Source organism: Amycolatopsis sp. Poz14, from assembly GCF_006704225.1.
Lineage (GTDB): Bacteria > Actinomycetota > Actinomycetes > Mycobacteriales > Pseudonocardiaceae > Amycolatopsis > Amycolatopsis nivea.
On record NZ_JACLHD010000001.1, the window covers coordinates 4939348 to 4961107 of the forward strand.

General features: G+C 70.1%; 22 protein-coding genes and 1 riboswitch. Of the genes, 11 read left to right on the forward strand and 11 right to left on the reverse strand.

Annotation, left to right across the window (positions count from 1 at the left end):
* Window positions 1-882: a peptidylprolyl isomerase gene (locus tag FKO37_RS23430; protein ID WP_037811311.1), complete on the reverse strand. Its 882-nt coding sequence runs from the start codon at window positions 880-882 to the stop codon at window positions 1-3.
* A gap of 136 nt (window positions 883-1018) precedes the next feature.
* Here FKO37_RS23430 and FKO37_RS23435 point away from each other — a divergent pair, with 136 nt between their 5' ends.
* Together FKO37_RS23435 and FKO37_RS23440 are read left to right on the forward strand one after the other, a co-directional pair.
* A complete protein-coding gene (locus FKO37_RS23435; RefSeq protein WP_238608328.1) occupies window positions 1019-1603 on the forward strand; it encodes an MBL fold metallo-hydrolase in 585 nt (194 codons plus the stop codon).
* Entirely contained in the window at window positions 1600-2241 is a 642-nt protein-coding gene (locus tag FKO37_RS23440; protein WP_238605760.1) for a hypothetical protein, read from the forward strand. The genes FKO37_RS23435 and FKO37_RS23440 overlap by 4 nt, the downstream gene beginning before the upstream one ends.
* A gap of 60 nt (window positions 2242-2301) precedes the next feature.
* On the opposite strand, the gene FKO37_RS23445 is transcribed toward FKO37_RS23440, so the two are convergent.
* From FKO37_RS23445 to FKO37_RS23455, 3 genes are all read right to left on the reverse strand, one after another.
* Window positions 2302-2658 (reverse strand): hypothetical protein, encoded by a 357-nt coding sequence (locus tag FKO37_RS23445; RefSeq protein ID WP_238605761.1) that lies wholly within the window; start codon window positions 2656-2658, stop codon window positions 2302-2304.
* Between the two features lie 80 nt (window positions 2659-2738).
* Window positions 2739-4106 carry a YibE/F family protein gene (locus FKO37_RS23450; RefSeq protein ID WP_238608329.1) on the reverse strand — a complete coding sequence of 456 codons (1368 nt, stop codon included), beginning with the start codon at window positions 4104-4106 and terminating at the stop codon, window positions 2739-2741.
* 707 nt (window positions 4107-4813) lie between these two features.
* Window positions 4814-5791: a GlxA family transcriptional regulator gene (locus FKO37_RS23455; protein ID WP_037811315.1), complete on the reverse strand. Its 978-nt coding sequence runs from the start codon at window positions 5789-5791 to the stop codon at window positions 4814-4816.
* 98 nt (window positions 5792-5889) lie between these two features.
* On the opposite strand from FKO37_RS23455, the gene FKO37_RS23460 reads away from it, so the two are divergent.
* The 3 genes from FKO37_RS23460 (at window position 5890) to FKO37_RS23470 (ending at window position 7438) form a co-directional block, all read left to right on the forward strand.
* Window positions 5890-6588 (forward strand): DJ-1/PfpI family protein, encoded by a 699-nt coding sequence (locus FKO37_RS23460; RefSeq protein ID WP_238605762.1) that lies wholly within the window; start codon window positions 5890-5892, stop codon window positions 6586-6588.
* A 75-nt stretch (window positions 6589-6663) separates the two neighbouring features.
* Window positions 6664-7008 (forward strand): STAS domain-containing protein, encoded by a 345-nt coding sequence (locus FKO37_RS23465; protein ID WP_037811322.1) that lies wholly within the window; start codon window positions 6664-6666, stop codon window positions 7006-7008.
* 61 nt (window positions 7009-7069) lie between these two features.
* Window positions 7070-7438 carry an SPW repeat protein gene (locus tag FKO37_RS23470; RefSeq protein WP_037811323.1) on the forward strand — a complete coding sequence of 123 codons (369 nt, stop codon included), beginning with the start codon at window positions 7070-7072 and terminating at the stop codon, window positions 7436-7438.
* Window positions 7439-7440: 2 nt separating this feature from the next.
* Here the strand turns inward: FKO37_RS23470 and FKO37_RS23475 are convergent, their stop codons facing one another.
* Window positions 7441-8187, reverse strand: a complete 747-nt coding sequence (locus tag FKO37_RS23475; protein ID WP_037811324.1) for an SRPBCC domain-containing protein — start codon at window positions 8185-8187, stop codon at window positions 7441-7443.
* Window positions 8188-8313: 126 nt separating this feature from the next.
* Here FKO37_RS23475 and FKO37_RS23480 point away from each other — a divergent pair, with 126 nt between their 5' ends.
* A complete protein-coding gene (locus FKO37_RS23480) occupies window positions 8314-10062 on the forward strand; it encodes a pyruvate dehydrogenase (RefSeq protein WP_134661862.1) in 1749 nt (582 codons plus the stop codon).
* A gap of 286 nt (window positions 10063-10348) precedes the next feature.
* Here the strand turns inward: FKO37_RS23480 and FKO37_RS23485 are convergent, their stop codons facing one another.
* The 3 genes from FKO37_RS23485 to FKO37_RS23495 all read right to left on the reverse strand — a co-directional run bounded on the left by FKO37_RS23485 (window position 10349) and on the right by FKO37_RS23495 (window position 14755).
* Entirely contained in the window at window positions 10349-12238 is a 1890-nt protein-coding gene (locus tag FKO37_RS23485; RefSeq protein WP_205669803.1) for an ABC transporter ATP-binding protein, read from the reverse strand.
* A gap of 113 nt (window positions 12239-12351) precedes the next feature.
* Entirely contained in the window at window positions 12352-14085 is a 1734-nt protein-coding gene (locus tag FKO37_RS23490; protein ID WP_238605763.1) for an ABC transporter ATP-binding protein, read from the reverse strand.
* A gap of 43 nt (window positions 14086-14128) precedes the next feature.
* Complete coding sequence (locus FKO37_RS23495; RefSeq protein WP_037811329.1) at window positions 14129-14755, reverse strand: TetR/AcrR family transcriptional regulator; 627 nt, start codon at window positions 14753-14755, stop codon at window positions 14129-14131.
* A 124-nt stretch (window positions 14756-14879) separates the two neighbouring features.
* Here FKO37_RS23495 and FKO37_RS23500 point away from each other — a divergent pair, with 124 nt between their 5' ends.
* From FKO37_RS23500 to FKO37_RS23515, 4 genes are all read left to right on the forward strand, one after another.
* Window positions 14880-15245, forward strand: coding sequence for a VOC family protein (locus FKO37_RS23500; RefSeq protein ID WP_037811331.1), 366 nt, complete (start codon window positions 14880-14882; stop codon window positions 15243-15245).
* Window positions 15242-16192 carry a S41 family peptidase gene (locus FKO37_RS23505; RefSeq protein ID WP_238605764.1) on the forward strand — a complete coding sequence of 317 codons (951 nt, stop codon included), beginning with the start codon at window positions 15242-15244 and terminating at the stop codon, window positions 16190-16192. Before FKO37_RS23500 ends, FKO37_RS23505 begins: the two co-directional genes overlap by 4 nt.
* 96 nt (window positions 16193-16288) lie before the next feature.
* Entirely contained in the window at window positions 16289-17161 is an 873-nt protein-coding gene (locus FKO37_RS23510; protein WP_037811333.1) for a Ku protein, read from the forward strand.
* A gap of 230 nt (window positions 17162-17391) precedes the next feature.
* Window positions 17392-17598 (forward strand): hypothetical protein, encoded by a 207-nt coding sequence (locus tag FKO37_RS23515; protein WP_037811335.1) that lies wholly within the window; start codon window positions 17392-17394, stop codon window positions 17596-17598.
* A 174-nt stretch (window positions 17599-17772) separates the two neighbouring features.
* Here the strand turns inward: FKO37_RS23515 and ahcY are convergent, their stop codons facing one another.
* Window positions 17773-19233, reverse strand: a complete 1461-nt coding sequence (gene ahcY / locus FKO37_RS23520) for an adenosylhomocysteinase (RefSeq protein WP_134727328.1) — start codon at window positions 19231-19233, stop codon at window positions 17773-17775.
* Window positions 19234-19340: 107 nt separating this feature from the next.
* On the opposite strand from ahcY, the gene FKO37_RS23525 reads away from it, so the two are divergent.
* The gene (locus FKO37_RS23525; protein ID WP_238605765.1) at window positions 19341-20099 is read left to right on the forward strand and encodes a trans-aconitate 2-methyltransferase; all 759 of its coding nucleotides are present in this window, start codon (window positions 19341-19343) and stop codon (window positions 20097-20099) included.
* A 37-nt stretch (window positions 20100-20136) separates the two neighbouring features.
* Window positions 20137-20214, reverse strand: a riboswitch (S-adenosyl-L-homocysteine riboswitch).
* 57 nt (window positions 20215-20271) lie between these two features.
* On the opposite strand, the gene FKO37_RS23530 is transcribed toward FKO37_RS23525, so the two are convergent.
* Both FKO37_RS23530 and FKO37_RS23535 read right to left on the reverse strand, forming a co-directional pair.
* Window positions 20272-21333 (reverse strand): DNA polymerase IV, encoded by a 1062-nt coding sequence (locus FKO37_RS23530; protein WP_051728842.1) that lies wholly within the window; start codon window positions 21331-21333, stop codon window positions 20272-20274.
* A gap of 122 nt (window positions 21334-21455) precedes the next feature.
* Entirely contained in the window at window positions 21456-21719 is a 264-nt protein-coding gene (locus FKO37_RS23535; protein ID WP_037811598.1) for a DUF3040 domain-containing protein, read from the reverse strand.
* Between the last annotated feature and the right edge of the window lie 41 nt (window positions 21720-21760).

Sequence of the window (21760 nt, forward strand, 5' to 3'; positions counted from 1 at the left end):
TCAGGAAACCGTGACCGCGGTGAACTTGACCTGCTGCTTGGGCTCGCCGGTCGACCCGTCCTGGCCGATCGCGCCGATGCCGTTCTTCGCGATCTTGTCGAGCACCTTCAGGCCCTCGTCGGAGATGCTGCCGAAGATCGTGTACTGCGGCTGCAGCGGCGCGTTGCCGTAGACCATGAAGAACTGGCTGCCGCCGCTGTTCGGCTGGCCGGTGTTGGCCATCGCGAGGATGCCGCGGCCGTACTTCGCGGTGTCGATGAACTCGTCCGGCACGGTGAATCCCGGGCCGCCGCGGCCGTCGGTCGTCACGTCGCCCTTCGCGTCCGGGTCGCCGCACTGCAGCATCTGCAGGTCGGTGACGCCGAGCCGGTGGCAGATCGTGTCGGTGTAGAAGCCCTGCTTCGCGAGGGCCTCGAACGCCTGCACGGTGCACGGCGCGAGCGCGCGGTCGAGCGTCATCGGGATGTCGCCCTGGGTGGTCTTCATCGTGATGTTCACGGTCCCGGACGAGGACACGCTCTTGCCGTCCGGCGCGGTCGCCTTCTTGCCCGACGGCGGCTTGCCGCTCGGGTCGGCCGGGTACGAGCACGTCGTCGGGTTCGGCAGCGCCTTGGGGCGCTTGGGGAGCGCGGTGCGCTCGGTGGGGATGTTCGTGACGCTCGGGACCGGCGGCGCGGAACTCGACGGCGGCGCGGCGGCCTGCTGGTCGCCGCTGCCCCCGCTGTTCACGATCCACACCACGAGACCGGCGACGATGAGGACCACACCGCCGACCACTCCAGCGCCCACGATCTTGCGTCGCTTCGCCTGTTCCGCCCGGCGCACGAGCTGCCGCTCGAGTTTGCGCTTTGCGGCTTCTCGGCGCTGCTGGTTGGTCGCCACCCGCCCTCCAGTTTCCGCTCGAAGTCACACGTCTGAGGTAGCGGCAGTGTATGGGCACAGCCTGTTAGGACTCCGTACAGGGGCGGCTAGTCTTCACCGGGTCGTGATCAAGGCCGCTTCCGGGGAGGAGGGTTCGGTGCTCGTCGCCGGGTTCGCCGCGGGTCCGCTGCGCTCGAATTGCTATCTGCTGGCCCCCGCCGCCGGGGGGCCGTGCCTCGTCGTCGACCCGGGCGAGGGGGCCGCCGGGCCGCTGGCCGAAGCGCTGGCGGAGCACGACCTGACGCCGGTCGCGCTGCTCGCCACGCACGGCCATCCGGACCACGTCGGCGCGGCCGCAGAGCTTTCGCGCGCTTTTGCCGCACCGGTCCGGCTCCATCCGGGCGACGCCGACTGGTACGACGGGCCCTTCGAACCGCTCGCGCCGGGAGAGATCGAGACGGCCGGGCTGACGCTCGGCGTGCTCCCGCTGCCCGGGCACACGCCGGGTTCGGTGGCCTTCACCGTCGAGACCGGCGAGGGTGGCAGGCTGGTGTTCACGGGGGACACGCTTTTCGCCGGATCGGTCGGGCGCACCGGCGGATCCGGCGCCGACCTGGAGAATTCGTTGCGCACACTGCTCACGCTCGCCGACGACACCGTCGTGCTGCCCGGCCACGGACCGGCCACGACCATCGGCCGCGAGCGCGCCGCCAACCCCTTCGTGCCGGGAGCCGCGCAGTGATCGAGAAGCCGGCGGAACGCCTGCCGCTGTTCGCCGACGAGCCGAAGCTGCGCCGGCGCCGCGCGTGGTCCGGCGTCTTCGGCGTGCTGATCCTGGCCGCGGCGTTCGGCGGGATCGCCGGGTTGATCGGCGGACAGCTGACCGGGCTGATCGTGGCGGCGGTCGTCGCGCTGCCGCTCATTTACGTGGTCCTCTACGCGTACCGCCGCCGGATCTGGCTGGAAGGCACGACGCTGGTGGTGCGCACGTGGGGCATCCGGCGGGTGGACCTGCTTTCCGCACCCAGGCTGGACGTGGTGATCAGCGACGTGCGCGGCACCCGGACCGTGGCGCTGCTGGTGAACGCGGGCCACCGGCGGCGCGCGGTGAAGCTCGACCTGGCGGTCTTTTCCGGAACCGGCGGACGAGAGCTGGGAGCGCTGCAGCTGCGTCGGCTGGCGGACGCGGTGCTGAACAACACCGAGGCGAACGGGCTGGTGTTTTCGGAGCTGCTGGTTGCGGAGCTGCGGGCGGAGGCTCGCGGGGACGCGGTGGCGGAACGGCCCTTGTACCGGCTGGCTTCGGCGGCTCCTTCGGGGAAGTATTTGCAGCGGTTTCCCATGGAGGCGGTTAGCCGCTTTGTCGCGACGTTGGGTTGAGTTGGCTGGGGTTGAGCTGGCCGAGGTTGAGCTGGCCGGGGTTGAGTTTGGGAGTGGATCTCACCGGCTGTGTTTGATGGCGCCGGCTCCGCCGTCGCGTGCGGGATCGCCTTTATGCCGACGTTTGGGCTGAGCGGCGGGAGGGGCCTGCGGCCTGTCCCGCCGCTCAGCCCAAACGTCGGCGCGATCCCGCAGGCCGTCCACGCGGGCGTGGATGCGGTCCAGCTGGTCGGTCAGCTCGGGGAGTTCTTCGGCGACGTAGGAGAGCAGCCGTTCGAGGTGGCGCAGGGTCGCGCGGACCTCGTCGAGTGCGGTGGCGATCCGCGGGACTGTTTCGGCCGCTTCCAGCACCGACGCGAACAGGCGGCGGATCAGGTGCACGGTGACGCGGGGTCCGGCCAGGACGGCTGAGAACACAGCCCCTCCTCGGGTGCGGGGTCGCGGTCTTCGTACCTCATCCGCGACGCCCGCGCCCGGCCGGGTCAGTCCCCGTGTGGCTAGTGTGATTCAGCGGGTTTGGTGGTGCTGATGAGGTGCTCCACGGGCTCGCGGGCGGCGATCAAGGCGGCCAGGACCGTCGTCACCGGCACGGCCGCGACGATGCCGACCGAACCGGCCAGCGTCCGGATGATCTCCGCGGCGATGTCCTCGCTGCCGAGCAGCGCACCGAGGCCGACGCCGGAGATCGCGGAGTACAGCATCACCGGCAGCGCGGCCCCGGCGTAGGCCATCACCAGCGTGTTCACCGCGGAGCCGACGTGGTCGCGGCCGATCCGCAGGCCCGAGCTGTACAGCTCGCGCCAGCTGAGCGAAGGGTTCGCGCGGCGCAGTTCCCAGACCGCGCTGGTCTGGGTGATCGTCACGTCGTCGAGCACGCCCAGCGCGCCGATCACGATCCCGGCCAGCAGCAGGCCCCGCGCGTCGATGCCGTGGCCGAGCGAGGCGATCAGCGTCGTGGTGCTGTCGTCGAGGCCGGTGAGCGACGCGGCGGCGGAGAAGATCGCCGACAGGATCCCGATCAGCGCGAGGCTGACCAGGGTGCCCAGCACGGCGACCGAGGTTCTCGCGGACAGGCCGTGCGTCAGGTACAGGGCGAGGAACATGATCGCGCCCGCCCCGGCGATCGCCACCACCAGCGGGTTCTCCCCGGCGAGGATCGAGGGCAGCACGAACAGCACGATCACGACGAAGCTCAGCACCAGCGCGACCAGCGCGGCCAGCCCCTGCCAGCGGCCGAGCACTAGCACGGCCACCGCGAACAGCGCGGCGAGCAGGACCAGCGGCGTGCCGCGCTGGAAATCGACGAGCGTGAACGACTGCGGATCGAGCGGATTGCCGCCGTTGTAGGCGAGCACGACCTTGTCGCCCGCGGAGAACCGCGGCGTGCTCGGCTCGATCGGGACGGTCAGCCGCACCGGTTTCCCCGCCGCCGGGCCGTCGGACATCTGCAGGTCGACAGTGAGGCACGGTTTCGTGTCCGGGTCCGGCTGCGAGCCGACCTGGACCTGGCCGGGCTGCAGGCACGGGCCGGACGTCGCGGTCGTGATCGCCGCCTGGACCGGCGTGCCTTGCGGCACCGCGCTCTTCGGCAGCGAACTGCCCCACGGGTACAGGACGATCATGCCGACGACGGTCGCCAGCGCCAGCGGGGCGAGAAGCCAGATCAGGAGTTTGCGGACCCGCTGCGACGCCGGGGCGGCCGGGCCGTGGCCGTGCCCATGACCGTGGCCGTGCCCGGCGGGCGGCGGAATTTCCTTGGCCGGAGCGGGATCGGGACTGTCCTTTTCGGACTGCGGCGGCCGGGCCGGGGGACGGCGGCGGGTGCCGGGAGGCGGGGTGTCGCCGGGGCGGCGGGGCAGGCGCAGCTCGCCGGATTGGGCGCCGCTGCGGGAATCGGCGGAGCGCGGGGTGCCCGGTTGCGCGGAGCGCGCGGCGCCGGGTTGGGCGGGCCGTGGCGCGGCGGCACGCGGACGCCGGGGTTCGCCGGGCCGTTCGGCTCGCCGTCCCGGTTCGCCGGTGCGCCCGGGATTGCCTGATCGCTCAACGGCTTGCCCAGACTCCGCCGATCGCGCGGGATTGCGCTCGACGGGCCGCCCGGGCTCACCCGGTCGGCCGGGTTCTGCCGATCGCTCAACGGCTCGGCCGGACTCTGCCGATCGTTCGGGGTTGCGCTCGACGGGTCGTCCAGAGTCCGCCGATCGCTCGGGGTTGCGCTCGGGCCGCCCGGGTTCCGCCGATCGCTCGGGGCTGCCGGGCCGCTCCACCGGCCATCCGGGATCGCCGGTGCGTTCAGGATTGCTGGGTCGTCCGGGCTCAGCCGCCCGTCCGGGGCGCTCGGCCGCTCGCCCGGGGTCGGCTCGGCGCACCCGGCGCGGTCCCTCCGACCGGGCGCGCGGCGGCGCGGCGGGTGGCACGGCGGAGGACGGGGACGCGGGTTCGCCCGGCACTCGCGGCAGCGGGCCGGTGTCGTCGGGGTCCTGGTCGGGGTAGTCGTGCGGTGCCACGGCGGACATCCTGCCCTCCCGGCTCGCGGTTCACCCGTACCGGGTGGGGGAGGAAGCGGGCGTTTCGTTCAGGCGTGCGCAGAACGCAGGTGCACTCGCCGGTAAGCCGAGGGTGGGGTGTCGAAATGGTCCAGGAACGCTTGCCGGAGCGTCTCCGTGGAACCGAAACCGCAGCGTCGCGCGATCGCGGCGAGCGGGAGGTCGGTGCCGGACAGCAGGCGGGCGGCGTGTTCCGCGCGCACGGTCCGCACGTATTTCCCCGGCGTGGTGCCGAGGTGGGCGTCGAACAGCCGGGTCAGCTGGCGGGTGCTGATGCCGGCCTGGTTCGCGAGCGCGTGGGCGCCGAGGTCGTCGGCGAGGTGTTCGGCGACGTACGCGGTGAGGTCGCGGACCTGCCGGTGCTCCGGCGGCGGACCCGCGAGGAACATGCTCACCTGCGCCTGGTTTCCGGGCCGCTGCAAGTACGTGACCAGCGACCGGGCGGTCTCGCGGGCGAGCGTCGGGCCGTGGTCCTCCTCGACGAACGCGAGGGTGAGGTCGAGCCCGCTGGTGACGCCCGCGGAGGTGTAGACGTCGCCGTGCCGCACGAAAAGCGGCACCGGGTCCACGGTCACCGACGGATATTGCTCGGCGAGCCGCGACGCGTGCGACCAGTGCGTGGTGGCGCGCCGGCCGCTCAGCAGCCCGGCCGCGGCGAGCACGGTCGCCCCGGTGCAGACCGACGCCGTGCGCTTGCTCTGCTGCGAAAGCCGTCGCACGTGGGCGAGCAGCCGCTCGTCCTTGGCGGCGGCGAGATGGCCCAGCCCGCCCGCGACGACGAACGTGTCGAGCGGCCCGCGGACCTGGTCGATCCGGACGTGCGGGGCGAGCGTGAGCCCGGACTGGCAGGCGAAGGGGAGCCCGTCGACGGTGGCGAGCCGGACCTCGTACGGCCGGGCCGCGCCCAGCCGGGTGGCGGCGTCGAAAACGTCGGACACGCAGGCGATGTCGAGCAGTTCGGCGTCGGGGTACCCGAGGATCACGACCTGCCGGGCGGTACTCGGCATGGCCGCACCGTAGCAGCTCGCCCGGCCGGATCAACCAGGTTCGCAGGATTCCGGACACGCGTGTCCCGTGAGGCCCGCGGGCTCGGGAGGGTGGCGGCATGACCCAGAAAACCTTCGCGTTCGTCGTCTACCCCGGCCTGACGCCGCTCGACCTGGTGGGACCGCTGCAGGTGATCGCCGGCTACGCGGCGGCCGACCAGTCGGTCCGCGTGGCGGTCGTGGGCGAAACCCTGGAACCCACCGGCACTGACACGCCGTTGCGGATCGCGCCGAGCCACACCTTCGACCAGGTTCCGGACCCGTCGTGGGTGCTGGTCCCCGGCGGCGGCGCGCCGACGCTGCGCGCGCTCGGGGACGAGAAGCTCATCGGCTATCTCCGCCGCGCCGCGACCTCCGCCGAGCTGATGACCTCCGTGTGCACCGGTTCGCTGCTGCTGGGCCAAGCGGGGCTGCTTGAGGGCCGTGAGGCGACCACGCACTGGACGTTCCTGGAGACCCTGCGCGCGTTCGGCGCCACGCCGGTCCGGCAGCGCTGGGCGGACACCGGTTCGGTGATCACCGCCGCTGGCGTGTCGGCGGGCATCGACCTGGCGTTGCACCTGGTGGAGCGGATGAGCGGAGCGGACACTGCGCGGCTCGTGCAGTTCGGCATCGAATACGACCCGCAACCGCCGCTCGGCCCGCTTGACTGGTCGCTCGCTCCGCGCGAGCAGATGCGGCCGTTCGTCGACCACTCGGTCCGGGAGGGTCTCGCCGGTCAGCCGGAGCTGCGGGACAAGCTGCTGGCGCACCAGTGACGTTCCGGTGAATTGCCCCACCCACCTGGGGCAGCACGGTTTGCCCGGGCCGCGCGGACGCGTACCGTTCCGCCAATGGGTGCTCGCGGGGCTGCCGGTCTGACCGTCTTCACCAGCCGGAGGGACGGGGACATCGTGCTGGTCACGGCGGCGGGGGAGATCGACATCGCGTCGGTGGGGCAGTTCCGCTCCGCGCTCTCGGCTGCCTCCGGGGCGGGCGGCAAACTGGTGGTGGACCTGTCGCGGGTCGGCTATCTCAGCTGTGCCGGGCTGCGCGCGCTCGAAGAGACGAGCCGCGCCCGGCCCGCGCTTTCGATCGTGGCGACCGGACCGCTCGTGCTGCGCGCTTTCGCCGTCTCCGGGATCGAGGCCCCGGTGCGCAGCGGCCTGCGCGAGGCGTGCGCCGCCGCGGGGGCGTGAATCCCCGGCCGGAATCTGGGTACCCGTGGGGTGGAACCGAGATCTGCTGAGGTGATCCCAGATGTCCACCAGCACGATGTCCGGCAAGACCGCGGTCTCCGGGGGCGCAGCGGGCCTCGCTGTGCTGGCCGGGCTGTACCTGATCGCCGCGCCGTGGCTGCTGCGCTTCGGCGGGGCGGCCGAACTCGCGGTGAGCAACACGGTCGCCGGGCTGGCGATCGTCGTTTTCGCTGCCATGCGGGCGCGGGATTCCGGCGCGCAGGCGCTGACCTGGGTGCTGCCGGTGCTCGGCGCGTGGGCCGCGGTGTCTCCGTTTCTCCTTCGCTACGGCGACGAGACACTGCCGTCGACCGGCGCGGTGATCGGCAACGTGATCGCCGGGGTCCTCGTGGCGGCCGGCGGCGCGGCGTTGCTGCTGCGCCGCCGCTGACGTCAGCTGAGCGCGTCGGCGAGCCAGCGGCTCCAGACCGCGGTTTCGGCGGTCTCGTCGACGTCCGGCCGGAACAGGTGATGTCCGACCGCGACCGGCATGCCGAGCAGCGACCGTTCGTGGAACCGGTAGAGGGCGTCCTCGGTGCGGACTCCGGCGTAGTTCGGGGTCGAGTAGTCGAGGACGCCCTCGACCGCCGCGTCGCCGACGCTGAACTGGACCGGTTGCCCCGCTGAGGGTTCGGCGGGCAAACCGAGCGCCGCCAGCAGCTTCGGCCAGGCGTCGCGGCTCGCCGACGAGGCCGGGCCGTCCGCGGTCACGTACGTCGCGAAGCGGCCGGGGAAGTGCGCCAGCAGTTCGGCGAGCGTGTGCAGGTACATCTCCCAGCCGACGGCGAAGGACTCGTGGTACTCGTCGTCCCAGCCGTCCTGGACGAACCCGCGGTGCACGAACCGGAGTACGGAAGTGCCGCCTTCGGCCGCTTCCACGAGGAACTCCATCGCGTCGAACGTGCCGTCCTCGGCGGCTTCGCCCCGGTAGGCGAACCTGCGCGGGGGATCCCACGCGGTGATCTCCGCCTCGGTGCGCATTTCGCCGAGGCTGAACCGGATCCGCTTCGCCGCGGCGTCGACCTCGTGGCGGCCCATGAACCACGAGTCGATGCCCGGCCCGGTCGCGACGGCCTCCCACACGGCCTCGGGCTCCGCGGGCAGCTGAACCTCTTTGCGCACCTCGAACTCGCGTGGCATCTGCGGCGTCCCTCCTCGTGGTCGTCCCGATCACCGTGCCATTGACAATAATACCTGTCAATGCGGTGGCGGTTCCCCTGATCGGTGCCAGACTGCGAAGGGACTCTCACGAAGGGACGCAGAAGCATGGCGACGGTGGCCGACCAGTTGATCGACGTTCTGGTGCAATCCGGGGTGCGCCGGATCTACGGGGTGGTGGGCGACAGCCTCAACCCGGTGGTGGACGCGGTGCGCCGCACCGGGGGCTCGGCGCGCGGCGGGATCGACTGGGTGCACGTGCGCAACGAGGAGGCCGGCGCGTTCGCCGCCGCGGCCGAGGCGCAGCTCACCGGGCGGCTCGCGGTGTGCGCGGGCAGCTGCGGGCCGGGCAACCTGCATCTGCTGCAAGGGGTTTACGACGCGCACCGCTCGGGCGCGCCGGTGCTCGCGCTCGCGTCGCACATTCCCTCCACGCAGATCGGGACCGGGTTCTTCCAGGAGACCCATCCGCAGCAGCTGTTCGCGGAGTGCTCGCACTACTGCGAGATGGTGAGCTCGCCGGAGCAGATGCCGCGGCTGGCTCGGATCGCAGTGCAGAACGCGGTCGGGCGTCGCGGTGCCGCGGTGCTGGTGCTGCCTGGCGACGTGTCGCACGAGCCCGCCGCGCACGCCACCGGCGAGTCGGCTTCGCTGGGGAGCCCGCCTGCTGTGGTGCCTGCGGAGGCTGACATCGCTCGGCTCGCCGATCGGATCGATCGGGCCGAGAAGGTCATGATCATGGCGGGTGCTGGTTGTCGCAATGCGCACGACGAGGTGCTCGCGCTCGCGGAGGCGGTCGGGGCTCCTGTGGGGCATTCGTTGCGGGGCAAGGAGTTCGTGCAGTACTCGAATCCGTTCGACGTGGGGATGAGCGGGTTGCTCGGGTACGGGGCCTGTTACGAGGCGATGCACGAGGCTGATCTCGTGTTGCTGCTGGGCACGGACTTCCCGTACGACAACTTCCTGCCGCAGCGGAATACCGTGCAGGTGGATATCGATCCGGCGCGGATGGGGCGTCGATCGGTGTTGGAGTTCGGGGTGCAGGGGGATGTCGGGGCGACGATCCGGGCGGTGCTGCCTCGGTTGCGCGAGCGCAGTGACCGGTCGTTCCTGCATGCCATGCTGCGCAAGCATGAGCGGGGGCTGCAGCGGGTGGTCGATGCTTACACCAATGAGGTGTCGAAGCACATTCCGTTGCATCCGGAGTACGTCGCTGACGTGCTGGATGAGGAAGCTGCTGAGGACGCGGTGTTCACTGTGGACACTGGGATGTGCAATGTGTGGGCGGCTCGGTATATCACGCCTAATGGGCGGCGGCGGATTCTCGGGTCGTTTGTGCACGGGAGCATGGCTAATGCGTTGCCGCATGCCATTGGGGCGCAGGCTGCTGATCCTGGGCGGCAGGTCGTCGCTATGTGCGGGGACGGTGGGCTGGCGATGTTGATGGGGGAGTTGTTGACGCTTAAGACGCATGCCTTGCCCGTTAAGGCTGTGGTGTTCAACAACTCTTCGCTCGGGATGGTGAAGCTGGAGATGCTCGTGGACGGGTTGCCGGAGTTCGGCACCGACCATGATCAGGTGGATTTCGCGGGGATTGCCCGGGCGGCCGGGTTGTATGCGCGGCGGGTGGAGAAGCCCGGGGAGGTTCGGGACGGGATCCGGGATATTCTGGCGCATGACGGGCCTGCGGTGCTGGATGTGGTTACGGATCCTAATGCGTTGTCTATTCCGCCTAATATTACTGCTGCGCAGGTTAAGGGGTTTGCGTTGGCGGCTAGTAAGACTGTGTTGAGTGGGGGAGTGGGGAAGATGCTGGAGTTGGCTAAGTCTAATTTGCGGAATATTCCTCGGATTTGAGGGGGTGGGTGCTGGGCGGCTCGTCGCCTGGCGGCGACATTGCGCGCGGTGGTTGCGTGGGGCACCCCGAAGCTTGATTGTGCTGACGGTCGGTGGGTGCTTGTCAAGGCGGGAAAGATGCCTTGACAAGCACCCACCGACCGCAGGGGAGCTTCGTATCGGGGTGCGGGGGAGGGCTGGGTGCCTCGCTCGTTGGGTGCATCGGCTGCGGTTTAGGGCCGTGAGGGGAACCCTGAGGGAATTGGATTCCCTCAGGGTTCCCCTCACGTACGTGGGTTTGCTTTTTTTATTCCGTTTCTGCCATGGCTTCTGCGAATTGGGCTGCGTACAGGCGGGAGTAGGCGCCGCCTGCGTTGATGAGGGTTTCGTGGTTGCCTTGTTCTACGATGTTGCCGTTTTCCATTACCAGGATTACGTCTGCGTCCCTGATGGTGGACAGGCGGTGGGCGATCACGAAGCTCGTGCGGCCGGTGCGCAGGGAGTTCATGGCGTGCTGGATCAGGACCTCGGTGCGGGTGTCCACCGAGCTGGTCGCCTCGTCCAGGATGAGGATCGCCGGCTTTGCCAGGAAGGCTCGGGCGACCGTGATCAGCTGCTTTTCGCCTGCGCTGACGGTGCCGCCCTCGTCGTCCAGGACGGTGTCGTAGCCGTCGGGGAGGGTGCGGACGAAGCGGTCCACGTAGGTTGCCTTCGCGGCTTCGATGACCTCTTCGCGGGTCACGTTGTCCGCGCCGTACGCGATGTTTTCCGCGATCGTGCCGCCGAACAGCCAGGCGTCTTGCAGGACCATGCCCGTCTTCGAGCGCAGTTCCTCGCGGTCCATCGCCTTGATGTCGACGCCGTCCAGAGTGATCCGGCCGCCGTCGATTTCGTAGAAGCGCATCAGGAGGTTGACCAGCGTGGTCTTGCCCGCGCCGGTCGGGCCGACGATCGCGACCGTGTGGCCGGGGTCGACCGACAGCGACAGGTCTTCGATCAGCGGCGTGTCCTTCAGGTAGCGGAACGACACGTGCTCGAATTCGACCTGCCCGCGCACGACCTCCGGGCGCTGCGGGTGCTCCGGCTCCGGTTCCTGCTCCTTGGCGTCCAGCAGCGCGAACACCCGCTCGGCCGAGGCGACGCCGGACTGCAGCAGGTTCGCCATGCTCGCGATCTGCGTGACCGGCTGGCTGAACTGGCGCGAGTACTGGATGAACGCCTGCACGTCGCCCAGCGTCAGCGTGCCCGAAGCGACCCGCAGGGCGCCGACGACGGCGACCAGCACGTAGCTCAGGTTGCCGATGAACATCATGCCCGGCTGGATCGTGCCGGAGATGAACGACGCCTTGAAGCTCGCCTCGTACAGCGCCTCGTTCTGCTGCCGGAAGACCTCCTCGGCCTCCTTGCCTCGGCCGAAGACGTGCACCAGCGAGTGGCCCGAGTACATCTCCTCGATGTGCGCGTTGAGCTTCCCGGTCGTCGACCACTGCCGGATGAACTGCGGCTGCGCGCGTTTGCCGATCTTGGCCGCGACGAACACCGACACCGGCACCGTCAGCAGCACGATCGCGCCCAGCAGCGGCGAGATGACGAACATCATCACCAGCACGCCCAGCACAGTGAACAGCGACGTGACGATCTGCGACAGCGTCTGCTGCAGCGACTGCGCCAGGTTGTCGATGTCGTTGGTGACCCGGCTCAGCACCTCGCCGCGCGGCTGGCGGTCGAAGTAGCGCAGCGGCAGCCGCGCGAACTTCTCCTCGATGTCCTGGCGCAGCCGGAACACCGCGCCCTGCACCAGGTTCGTCGTGAGCCGCGCCTGGATGACGCCCAGGAACGACGCGAAGACGTACAGCGCCAGTACGATCATCAGCACCTGGCCGACCGCGGTGAAGTCGACGCCGTGGCCGGGCATCAGGTCGACGCTGGTGAACATGTCGGCCAGGGTGTTCTCCCCGCGCGCCCGCAGGCCCTCGATCACCTGCTCCTTGGTCGCGCCCGCGGGCAGATGCCTGCTGGTCACGCCGGCGAAGATCAGGTCCGTCGCCCGGGCCAGCACCTTCGGGCCGAGCACGGTCAGCGCGACGCCGATCGCGCCGAGCACCAGCACTCCGGTCAGAGCCGCCCGTTGCGGGCGAAGCAGCCGCAGCAATCGCGCTAGCGAGCCTTTGAAGTCGAGGGCTTTCTCCGCGGGCATGCCCGCGGACATCATCCGGCCGGGTCCCGCTGTGGGTTGCGGCCGGGTCTTGTCGCGCGCGACGGCGGCTGGTTCGTCGTCGTCGTGCGCGGTCGCGGTTTTCGTTTCCTCGCTCACGCCGCCTCCTGCTCGGTCAGCTGCGAAAGCACGATTTCCCGATAGGTTTCGTTGGTGTCCATCAGCTCGTGGTGGGTTCCGGTGCCGACGACGCGGCCGTCGTCGAGCACGATGATCCGGTCCGCGCCGCGGATCGTGCTGACCCGCTGCGCGACGATGACGACCGTCGCGTCCTGGGTTTCTTCGGTGAGCGCACGGCGCAGCGCGGCGTCGGTGGCGTAGTCGAGCGCGCTGAACGAATCGTCGAACAGGTAGATCTCCGGCCGGTGCACCAGCATCCGCGCGATCGCGAGCCGCTGCCGCTGCCCGCCCGAGACGTTGGTGCCGCCCTGGGCGATGGGGGAGTCGAGACCCTGTTCCATCCGTTCGACGAAGTCCTTGCCCTGCGCGACTTCCAGCGCGTGCCAGAGCTCCTCGTCCGTCGCGTCCGGATTGCCGTAGCGGAGGTTGCTGGCGACCGTTCCGGCGAACAGGTACGGCTTCTGCGGCACCATGCTGACCACCGACGACAGCACTGTCGGGTCGAGCCGGCGCACGTCGACGCCGTCCACCCGGACCGAGCCCTCGGTGGCGTCCATCAGCCGCGGGATGAGGTTGAGCAGCGTCGTCTTGCCGCTGCCCGTGCTGCCGATGATCGCGGTGGTCTCGCCCGGCCGGGCGAACAGGGAAACGTCGTGCAGCACCGGCTTTTCCGCGCCGGGGTACCGGAATCCGACGCCGGTCAGGTCGAGGTGGCCGCGCTCGGCCGCGGCCGCGACCGGCTCGTCCGGCGGGCGCACGCTCGACTCGGTGTCCAGCACCTCGGTGATCCGCTCGGCGCTGACCTCCGCGCGCGGCACCATCATGAACATGAAGGTGGCCATCATGACCGCCATCAGGATCTGCAGCAGATAGGCCAGGAACGCGGTGAGCGCGCCGATCTGCATGGCCCCGCTGTCGACCCGCTGCCCGCCGAACCACAGCACGGCGACGCTCGACACGTTCACCACCAGCATCACGGTGGGGAACATCAGCGCGATCAGCCTGCCGACCCGCAGCGACACGGTGAACAGCTCGTCGTTGGCCCGGCCGAAACGCTCGCGCTCGTGCTTGTCCCGCACGAACGCGCGGATCACCCGGATGCCCATGATCTGCTCGCGCATGACCTGGTTGATCCGGTCGAGGCGCACCTGCATGAGCCGGAACGCCGAGCGCATCCGCATGACGATGAGCCCGATCGCGACGCCCAGCACCGGCACGATGACGACGAGCAGCGACGACAGCGGGACGTCCTGCTGCAGCGCGAGCAGGATGCCGCCGACGCACATGATCGGCGCGGACACCATCAGCGTGAAGGTGAGCGCGGCGAGCAGCTGGATCTGCTGGACGTCGTTGGTGGTGCGGGTGATCAGCGACGGCGTGCCGAACTTCCCGATCTCGCGGGCGGAGAACGCCTGCACGCGGTGGAAGACTCCGGCGCGGATGTCGCGGCCGACGGCCGAGGCGGTGCGGGACCCGTAGTAGACGGCCCCGATCAACCCGGCGATCTGCACCAGTGTGATCAGCAGCATCACGCCGCCGATCTTCACGATGTAGCCGGTGTCGCCTTTGACGAGGCCGCCGTCGATGATGTCGGCGTTGAGCGTGGGCAGGTACAGCGCGGCGATCGTCTGCACCAGTTGCAGCGCGACGACGACCCACAGCGCCGCCCGGTAAGGGCGCAGGTAGCTGCGCAACAGTTTGACCAGCACGGTCGGGTACTCCCCCAAAAAAGTGAATGGCGTCGGTTCGGGTCTAGCGGGCCGCGGCGGGCGCGGCGAGTGCCGGCATCCCGGCGGCGGCCTCCCTCAGGAGGCCGGTGAAGGCCGATACGAACTCTTCGTCGGAGTAGTCCGAATTGAGCCAGGTTTCGAAGGCGATGCGCGAAGCGTTCTGCACAATGCTCGCCATCAGCCGGGCGTGCAACGGATTTGCGTGCTCGCCCGCCCGCTCGGCGATGGCGTCGGCCAGCACCCGCTCGACGGTGGCGAACGCGCGCAGCATCTCGGCGAACAGCGCGCCGTTCTCCATCAGCGCGCGGACCCGCCGCACTTGCTCGCGCTTCGGGCGGTCGTCCTCGTTGAACCGGGTGATCGAGGCGTTGACGACCGCGTCCCACAGCGGCTCGTCGGCGGGCCTCGCCAGGAGCGCTTCGCGCACGTTCTCCTGCCGTTCGACGATGAACGCGCAGACAGCTTCCTCCTTGCTGGAAAAGTAGTTGTTGAAGGTGCGCGGGGAGACGCCCACCTCGTTCGCGATGTCCTCCACCCGCAACTGGTCGACGCCCCGCTCGAGCGCGATCCGGAGCGCCGCTTCGGCGAGCGCCCTCCGCGCGGCTCGTTTCTTGCGCTCGCGCAGGCCCAGGGGTGCGGTGGTGGTCACCGGGTCGAGAGTAGCAGCGAAAGTTGCGCGATGCGAAAAATTATGCGGACCGCGAAAAGTTGCGTTCTCGCAGGGGGCGGGTCGAGGTGCGGAGACGGCGTTCTCGCTGTGCCAGGATGAACACATGTTCGATGGCTTGCGCACGATCGTGTATCCCGCCGCCGATCTGGCCGCGGCCAAGGAGTGGTGGACGCGGGTGCTCGGGGTGCCGCCGTACTTCGACGAGCCGTTCTACGTCGGGTATAGCGTCCACGGCTACGAACTGGCTCTCGATCCGAACGGCCGCGCGGAAAACGGCGACGGTCCGGTGACGTACTGGGCAGTGCCCGACGTGGAAGCCGCCGTGGCGAAGCTGATCGAGGAGGGCGCGGCCGAACACTCAGCGGTGACCGATTTCGGCGGCGGGATCCGCACCGCACTGGTGCGCGCGCCGGACGGGAACCTGGTCGGGGTGATCGAAAACCCGCATTTCCCGGGCACTCCGGCTTGAGAAGAGCGCTGGCCGCGGCCGTCGTGCTGGTGCTGCTCGGCACCGGACTGGTCGCGGCTCAGTCGTCGGCGCCGACGCCGCGGACGTATCTTCTCGGCGCGCTGAACCTGCTGCGGACGCACTCGATGGACCGGGACCGGGTGGACTGGCCGCGCGTGGAGGCCGAGGCGTTGCGTGCCGCGGAAGGGGCTTCGACCTTCTCCGAGACCTATCCGGCGATCCAGACGGTGATCTCCGAACTGGGCAATCAGCACACGAAACTGCTCAGCCCCGCGCAAGCGAAGGCACCGCTCGCGACGACGATCGCGGTGCCGTCGAGCCGAGTCGAGAACGGCGTCGCGATGCTGACGATTCCCGGCCTCATCGCCGACCCGGCGGGGGAGCGCCGGTACATCGAGGCCGGGGCAGCGGCGCTGCGGGCGGTCGAAGCGCAGGCCACGTGCGGGTGGATCGTCGATCTCCGCGACGACACCGGCGGCACCATGTGGCCGATGCTGACCGTGCTGGCCCCGTTGCTGGGGGACGGCGTCGCGGGCTCGTTCGCCGGGCCGGGGCTGGCTCCGCAGTTCTGGACCGTCCGCGACGGGCGGTCCTGGTCGGGCGAGCGCCCGGGCACGGAAGAGGTCAATCCGGTCCGGCTGAGCCGCCCGGCGCCGCCCGTCGCGGTGCTGACGTCGCGTGTCACCGCGAGTTCGGGCGAAGCGACGCTGATCGCCTTCCGCGGGCTCGCCCGGGCCGCGACGTTCGGCGGCCCCACCGCGGGGTACGCCACCGGCAACGACGTCTTCGATCTGGCAGACGGGGCGAAACTGCTCGTCACCAGCGTGGCCGACGTAGACCGGACCGGGCGGGTATACGGGCCGGTCCCGATCGCGCCCGACTTCCCGACGCAAGACCCGGAGACCGCCGCCGGTGAGTGGCTGCGCACTCGCGGCGCCTGTGCGTAGGGGCCCGGACCTGCGCGGACTGTCGGATTCGGACGATCGCGGCTACGGTGGTCACCGAGCGTGAATACGTACCGGCGGACGGCGGAGGTGCGCGGCATGCGGTCGATGTGGAAGGGCTCGGTGTCCTTCGGGCTGGTCAGCATCCCGATCCAGCTGTACGCGGCGACCGAGAACAAGAACGTGTCGCTGCGCCAGGTGCACGTCGCCGACGGCGGGCGGATCCAGTACAAGCGGTTCTGCTCGATCGACGGCGAGGAGGTGCCCTACTCCGACATCGCCAAGGGCTACGAGTTGCCCGACGGCGAGATGGTCGTGATCACCGACGCCGACCTCGCCGAGCTGCCGCTGCCGACCCAGCGTTCGATCGATGTGCTCGAGTTCGTGCCGCTGGAGTCGATCGACCCGATCCGGTTCGACCGCACCTACTACCTGGAGCCGCAGAAGAACGCGGTGAAGCCGTACGTGGTGCTGCGCGACGCGCTGCAGAAGGCGAGCCACGTGGCGATCGCGAAGGTCGCCGTGCGCCAGCGGGAGAGCCTGGCGCTGCTGCGGGTCGTGGACGACGTGCTCGTGATGACCACGATGCTGTGGGCCGACGAGGTCCGGGTCCCGGATTTCCCGTTCCTGCACGAGGATCCGCCGCAGGTCCGCCCGCAGGAGGTGACGATGGCGGGGTCGCTGATCGACTCGCTGTCGGAGCCGGTGTTCGAACCGGAGAAGTACTCGGACTCCTACCGGGAAGCGCTCGAGGCGATGATCGAGGCGAAGGCGGGCGGCGGCGAGACGGTCGGCGCGCCGAAGCAGGGGGAGAAGGCCGAGGTCGTCGACCTGATGGCGGCGCTGGAGGCGAGCGTCTCGGCGGCGAAGAAGACCCGCGGGCCCGCCAAGGAGACGAAGAAGGCCGCCGGCGACGGCAAGGCGGCGGCGAAGAAGCCGGCGTCGCGGGCCCGGCGGCCGAAGAGCGCCTGAGTCCGCCGCGGGGTGTTCCGCGCCGCGGAACAGTGAAATTTCACTGCTGCCGTCCGGAAAATGCCGATCGTCACGCCGGGTGAGCGACTGCGGCGGACTTCACCGGACCGGGGCGCCGACACGCCGCCGGGTATCCTGCGACGGCGAGATTTCCAGTGGTACCAAGGAGGAGTCCGGCCCCGGAGCAACGGGGCCGGGGACCCGAATACCTGAGCGGAAGGCGGCTGAGCATGGAGTGCGCGTTCTGCACGAGCGGCATCGACCACTGTCACGGCACCCTGGTGGTCCACCCGGACCGCGGGTTCAGCGAGTGCACCGATCCGTCCTGCCTCGACCTGGACCGGGTCCGGCACGGCCTGATCATCGACTGTCACACCCTCGACGCGGGGTGCGCCTGCACCGGAGCGGAGAAATCCCTGCTGCGGCAGGCTTCCTGACCGTCGCCGGGGCCCCGGCCGCCACGCTGCGCGGCCGGGGCGGCTTTACCCGATCGGGTAGCTTGCCGTGTACAAGCTGCTTGGCGATGTGCTAACACTACCGGGGGTCCTTCGGCTCTCCCTCCCCCTCGGAGCCGGAGGACCCCTTTTTTCCCGGCGAGGCCGGCGGCGCGGTCAGTAGCGGTAATGGTCCAGTTTGTACGGTCCGTCCACGTCGACGCCGATGTACTCCGCCTGTTCCTTGCTCAGCTTGGTCAGCCGGACGCCGAGCGCGTCCAGGTGCAGCCGCGCGACCTTCTCGTCCAGGTGCTTCGGCAGCCGGTACACGTCGTTCGCGTACTCGCCGGGCTTGGCGAACAGTTCGATCTGCGCGAGCACCTGGTTCGCGAACGACGCGGACATCACGAACGACGGGTGCCCGGTCGCGTTGCCGAGGTTCATCAGCCTGCCCTCGGACAGCACGATGATCGCGTGCCCGTCCGGGAACCGCCACGTGTGCACCTGCGGTTTGACCTCGGTCTTGACGATGCCCGGGACCTTCGCCAGCCCGGCCATGTCGATCTCGTTGTCGAAGTGGCCGACGTTCGCCACGATCGCCTGGTGCTTCATCCGCCCCATCTGCGCGGCGGAGATGATCCCGAAGTTGCCGGTGGTGGTGAGGAAAATGTCGGCGCGCTCCACGACGTCGTCGAGTTCGACCACGTCGAGCCCGTCCATCGCGGCCTGCAGCGCGCAGATCGGGTCGATCTCGGTCACCACGACGCGCGCGCCCTGTCCGCGCAGCGCCTCCGCCGCGCCCTTGCCGACGTCGCCGTACCCGCACACGACGGCGTACTTCCCGCCGATCATCACGTCCGTGCCGCGGTTGAGGCCGTCCGGGAGCGAATGGCGGATTCCGTACCTGTTGTCGAACTTCGACTTCGTGACCGAGTCGTTGACGTTCATCGCCGGGAACAGCAGTTCGCCGGTAGCCGCGAGCTGGTACAGCCGGTTCACGCCCGCCGTGGTCTCCTCGGTGACCCCGCGCATCGCGCCGGCGATCCGCGTGAACCGCTGCGGGTCCTCGGCGAGGCTGGCCGCGAGGGTGCGCAGCAGGATCCGGTAGTCCTCCGGGTCGTCCTCGTGCGCGGCGGGCACCGCGCCCGCCTTCTCGAACTCGGCTCCCTTGTGGACGAGCAGGGTCGCGTCGCCGCCGTCGTCCAGGATCATGTTCGGCAGTTCGCCGCCGGGAAAACGGAAAAGCTGGTCGGTGCACCACCAGTATTCGTCGAGGGTCTCGCCCTTCCACGCGAATACCGCGGTGCCCTCGGGACGCTCCGGCGTGCCGTTCGGCCCGACGACGACCGCCGCGGCCGCCTCGTCCTGGGTGGAGAAGATGTTGCAGGACACCCAGCGCACCTCGGCGCCGAGCGCGACGAGCGTTTCGATCAGCACCGCGGTCTGCACGGTCATGTGCAGCGAGCCCGCGATGCGCGCGCCCTTGAGCGGCTGGGCGTCCGCGAACTCGCGGCGCAGCGCCATCAGGCCGGGCATTTCGTGCTCGGCGAGGTCGAGCTGGATGCGTCCGGCCGCGGCGAGCGACAGGTCGGCGACCGCGAACTCCAAGGCGTCGACGGTACGCAGGGTGGGCGACATTTTTCCGTTCCTTTCAGGGGTTTTTGGGGCATGACGGAGCACGGGCACCGTGCCGGTGCTCGGAAAACGGAGGCGCGCGCGGTGCGGATCAGGCCAGAATGGCGGGCATGGCAGAGCGCGCGTTGAGTTTTGGGGCAGTGGCGGAGGCGTACGAGCGGTACCGCCCGGGATATCCCGCCGAGTTAGCCGAAAAGGTGCTGGACTACGCGGGTGCGCCGGTCTCCGACGCCCTCGAAATCGGGGCGGGGACAGGGAAAGCGACCCGGTTGTTCGCGGGACGGGGGATCGCGGTCACCGCGACCGATCCGGATCCGGCGATGCTCGCCGAACTGCGCAAGCACCTGCCCGCCGACGTCGAGACCCGCCGCGGCGCGCTGGAGGACCTGCGGCCGGACCGGCAGTACGGGCTGGTGTACTCGGCCGCGGCGCTGCACTGGACGGACCCGGCCGGGCGGTGGCCGCGCATCGCCGCCCTGCTCGCGCCGGGCGGGGTGTTCGCGTCGATCGGCGGGCCGATCGGGCCGGCGGATCCCGTTGTGCGGAAAGCGGTCGACGACGCTCAGGCCCCGTTCCTGGAGAGCGCTGAGGTCCCGTCGCCGGACGGCACGCCGCCGGAGAACGCACTGCAGTGGCCGGGCACGGAACTCGAGCAGTCCGAGTTGTTCGCCGACGTCCGGCAGGTCGTCGTCCAGGAACGGATGACGGTGAGCGCGGACGAGCTGATCGGTCTGTTCTCCACGGTTTCGGCGTACCTGGTGCTGCCGATTTCGGTGCGGGAGCAGGTTTTCTCGCGGATCCGGCAGGTCCTGCCGGAGACGGTCGACCTGGTCGCCGACCACACGGCCCACCTCGCGCGACGGCGCTGAGGGGGCCGGAACACCGAGTGGCACGCGACACCTCCTGAACCAGGAGGCGCCCTTCTCTCGAAGTCCCGCGGGCCGAGCGTGGCGGGGAAACCCCGTCGCAGCGCCTCTCGGCCCGGAGCCGCGCCCCGGCGGGCGCGTCGGTTTCCACCTTGGCAAGCCCGGTCGGGACCTGTCAAGCGCGCGGGAATTCGGCGCGGACGCCGAGCAGCCGCACCGGTTTGCCGAAAGCGAAGCGGCCCAACAGGTCTTGCGCCGCCGCGGCGAGCACCGCCGGATCCGACGACGGTGCGGGCAGCGTCACGCTGTGGGTGTGGGTGAGGAACGGCGCGAACCGCACCTTGACCGCGACGCGCGCCGCCGGACGTCCCTCGTTGGCGACGTCCTGTGCGACGCGTCCGGCCAGGGTCGCGGTCTCCCTGGCGATGGCGTCCGGGTCGGTGAGGTCTTGCTGGAATGTCGTTTCCCTGCTTCGGGAACGCGCGACGTACGGGGTCGCGCTCACCTCGGCGTCGCCGATGCCGCCGGCCAGCAGCCGGTACCACGGACCCAGCTTCGGACCGAACCGCGCGGCGAGCGCGTCCGGGTCGGCGGCGGCGAGGGCGAGCACGGTGGAATACCCGGCTTCGGCGAGTTTCTTCGCGGTTTTCCGGCCGATTCCCCATAACGCGTCAGTGGGCCGTTCCGCCATGACGTCCCACCAGTTTTCCTGGGTGAGCCGGTAAATTCCGGCCGGTTTCGCGAACCCGGTGGCGAGTTTGGCGCGGAGTTTGTTGTCGCCGATTCCGACCGACGACGAAAGCCCGGTTTCCTCCTCTATGCCGCGCCGGATTTCGGCGGCGAGCGCTTCGGGATCGTCGGCGGTCGCGCCGAGGAAGGCTTCGTCCCAGCCGAGCACCTCGACGACCACCGGGAACTCCCGCAGCCGGGCCATGACGCGGTCGGAGACCTCCTGGTACGCCGGGGCGTCGACGGGGAGGAGGACCGCGTCCGGACAGCGTTTGACGGCCAGCCGCAGCGGCATGCCGGAATCGACGCCGAACTCGCGCGCCTCGTACGACGCGGTCGCCACGACGGCGCGCTCGGCCGGATCGCCGTTCCCGCCGACGATCACCGGCCGCCCGCGCAGCTCCGGCCGCCGCGCGACCTCGACGGCGGCGATGAACTGGTCGAGGTCGACGTGCAGCACCCAATCGGACACTGGACCAGTGTGCGGTGCGCGGGGCCGGCGGCGCATCCAGAGGCGCCGGGCCGGTTGGTCGCGTGGCGTCCCCGCGGGAAGTACGTGAGGGGAACCCTGGGGGAATCAGATTCCCGGAGGGTGGCCCTCACGGACTTCTCCGGGCCGATCGGGCGAAGTCACCCGCGGCAGCGCGCGACGTGCGCCGCGACCCCGCCCGCCGCGGCGAAGAGGGCACAGACGGTCAGCGCCGGGCTCGACGCGGCGATCCCGGCGACCAGGAGACCGCACGCGGCGACGTCCAGCAGGATCGCGAAGGCGGTCAGCAGCGCGGCGGAGCGGGCCGGTTTGCCGCGGCGCAGGGCGGCGGCCAGCTCCGGGTCGCTGGTTTCGAACCAGCGCTCGATCTTGTCCAGCTCGACGCGTTCGTGGTGACTGAGCATGGAGTCTCCTTCGGCGGCCCGCGTGCCGTCCCGGAGGAAGT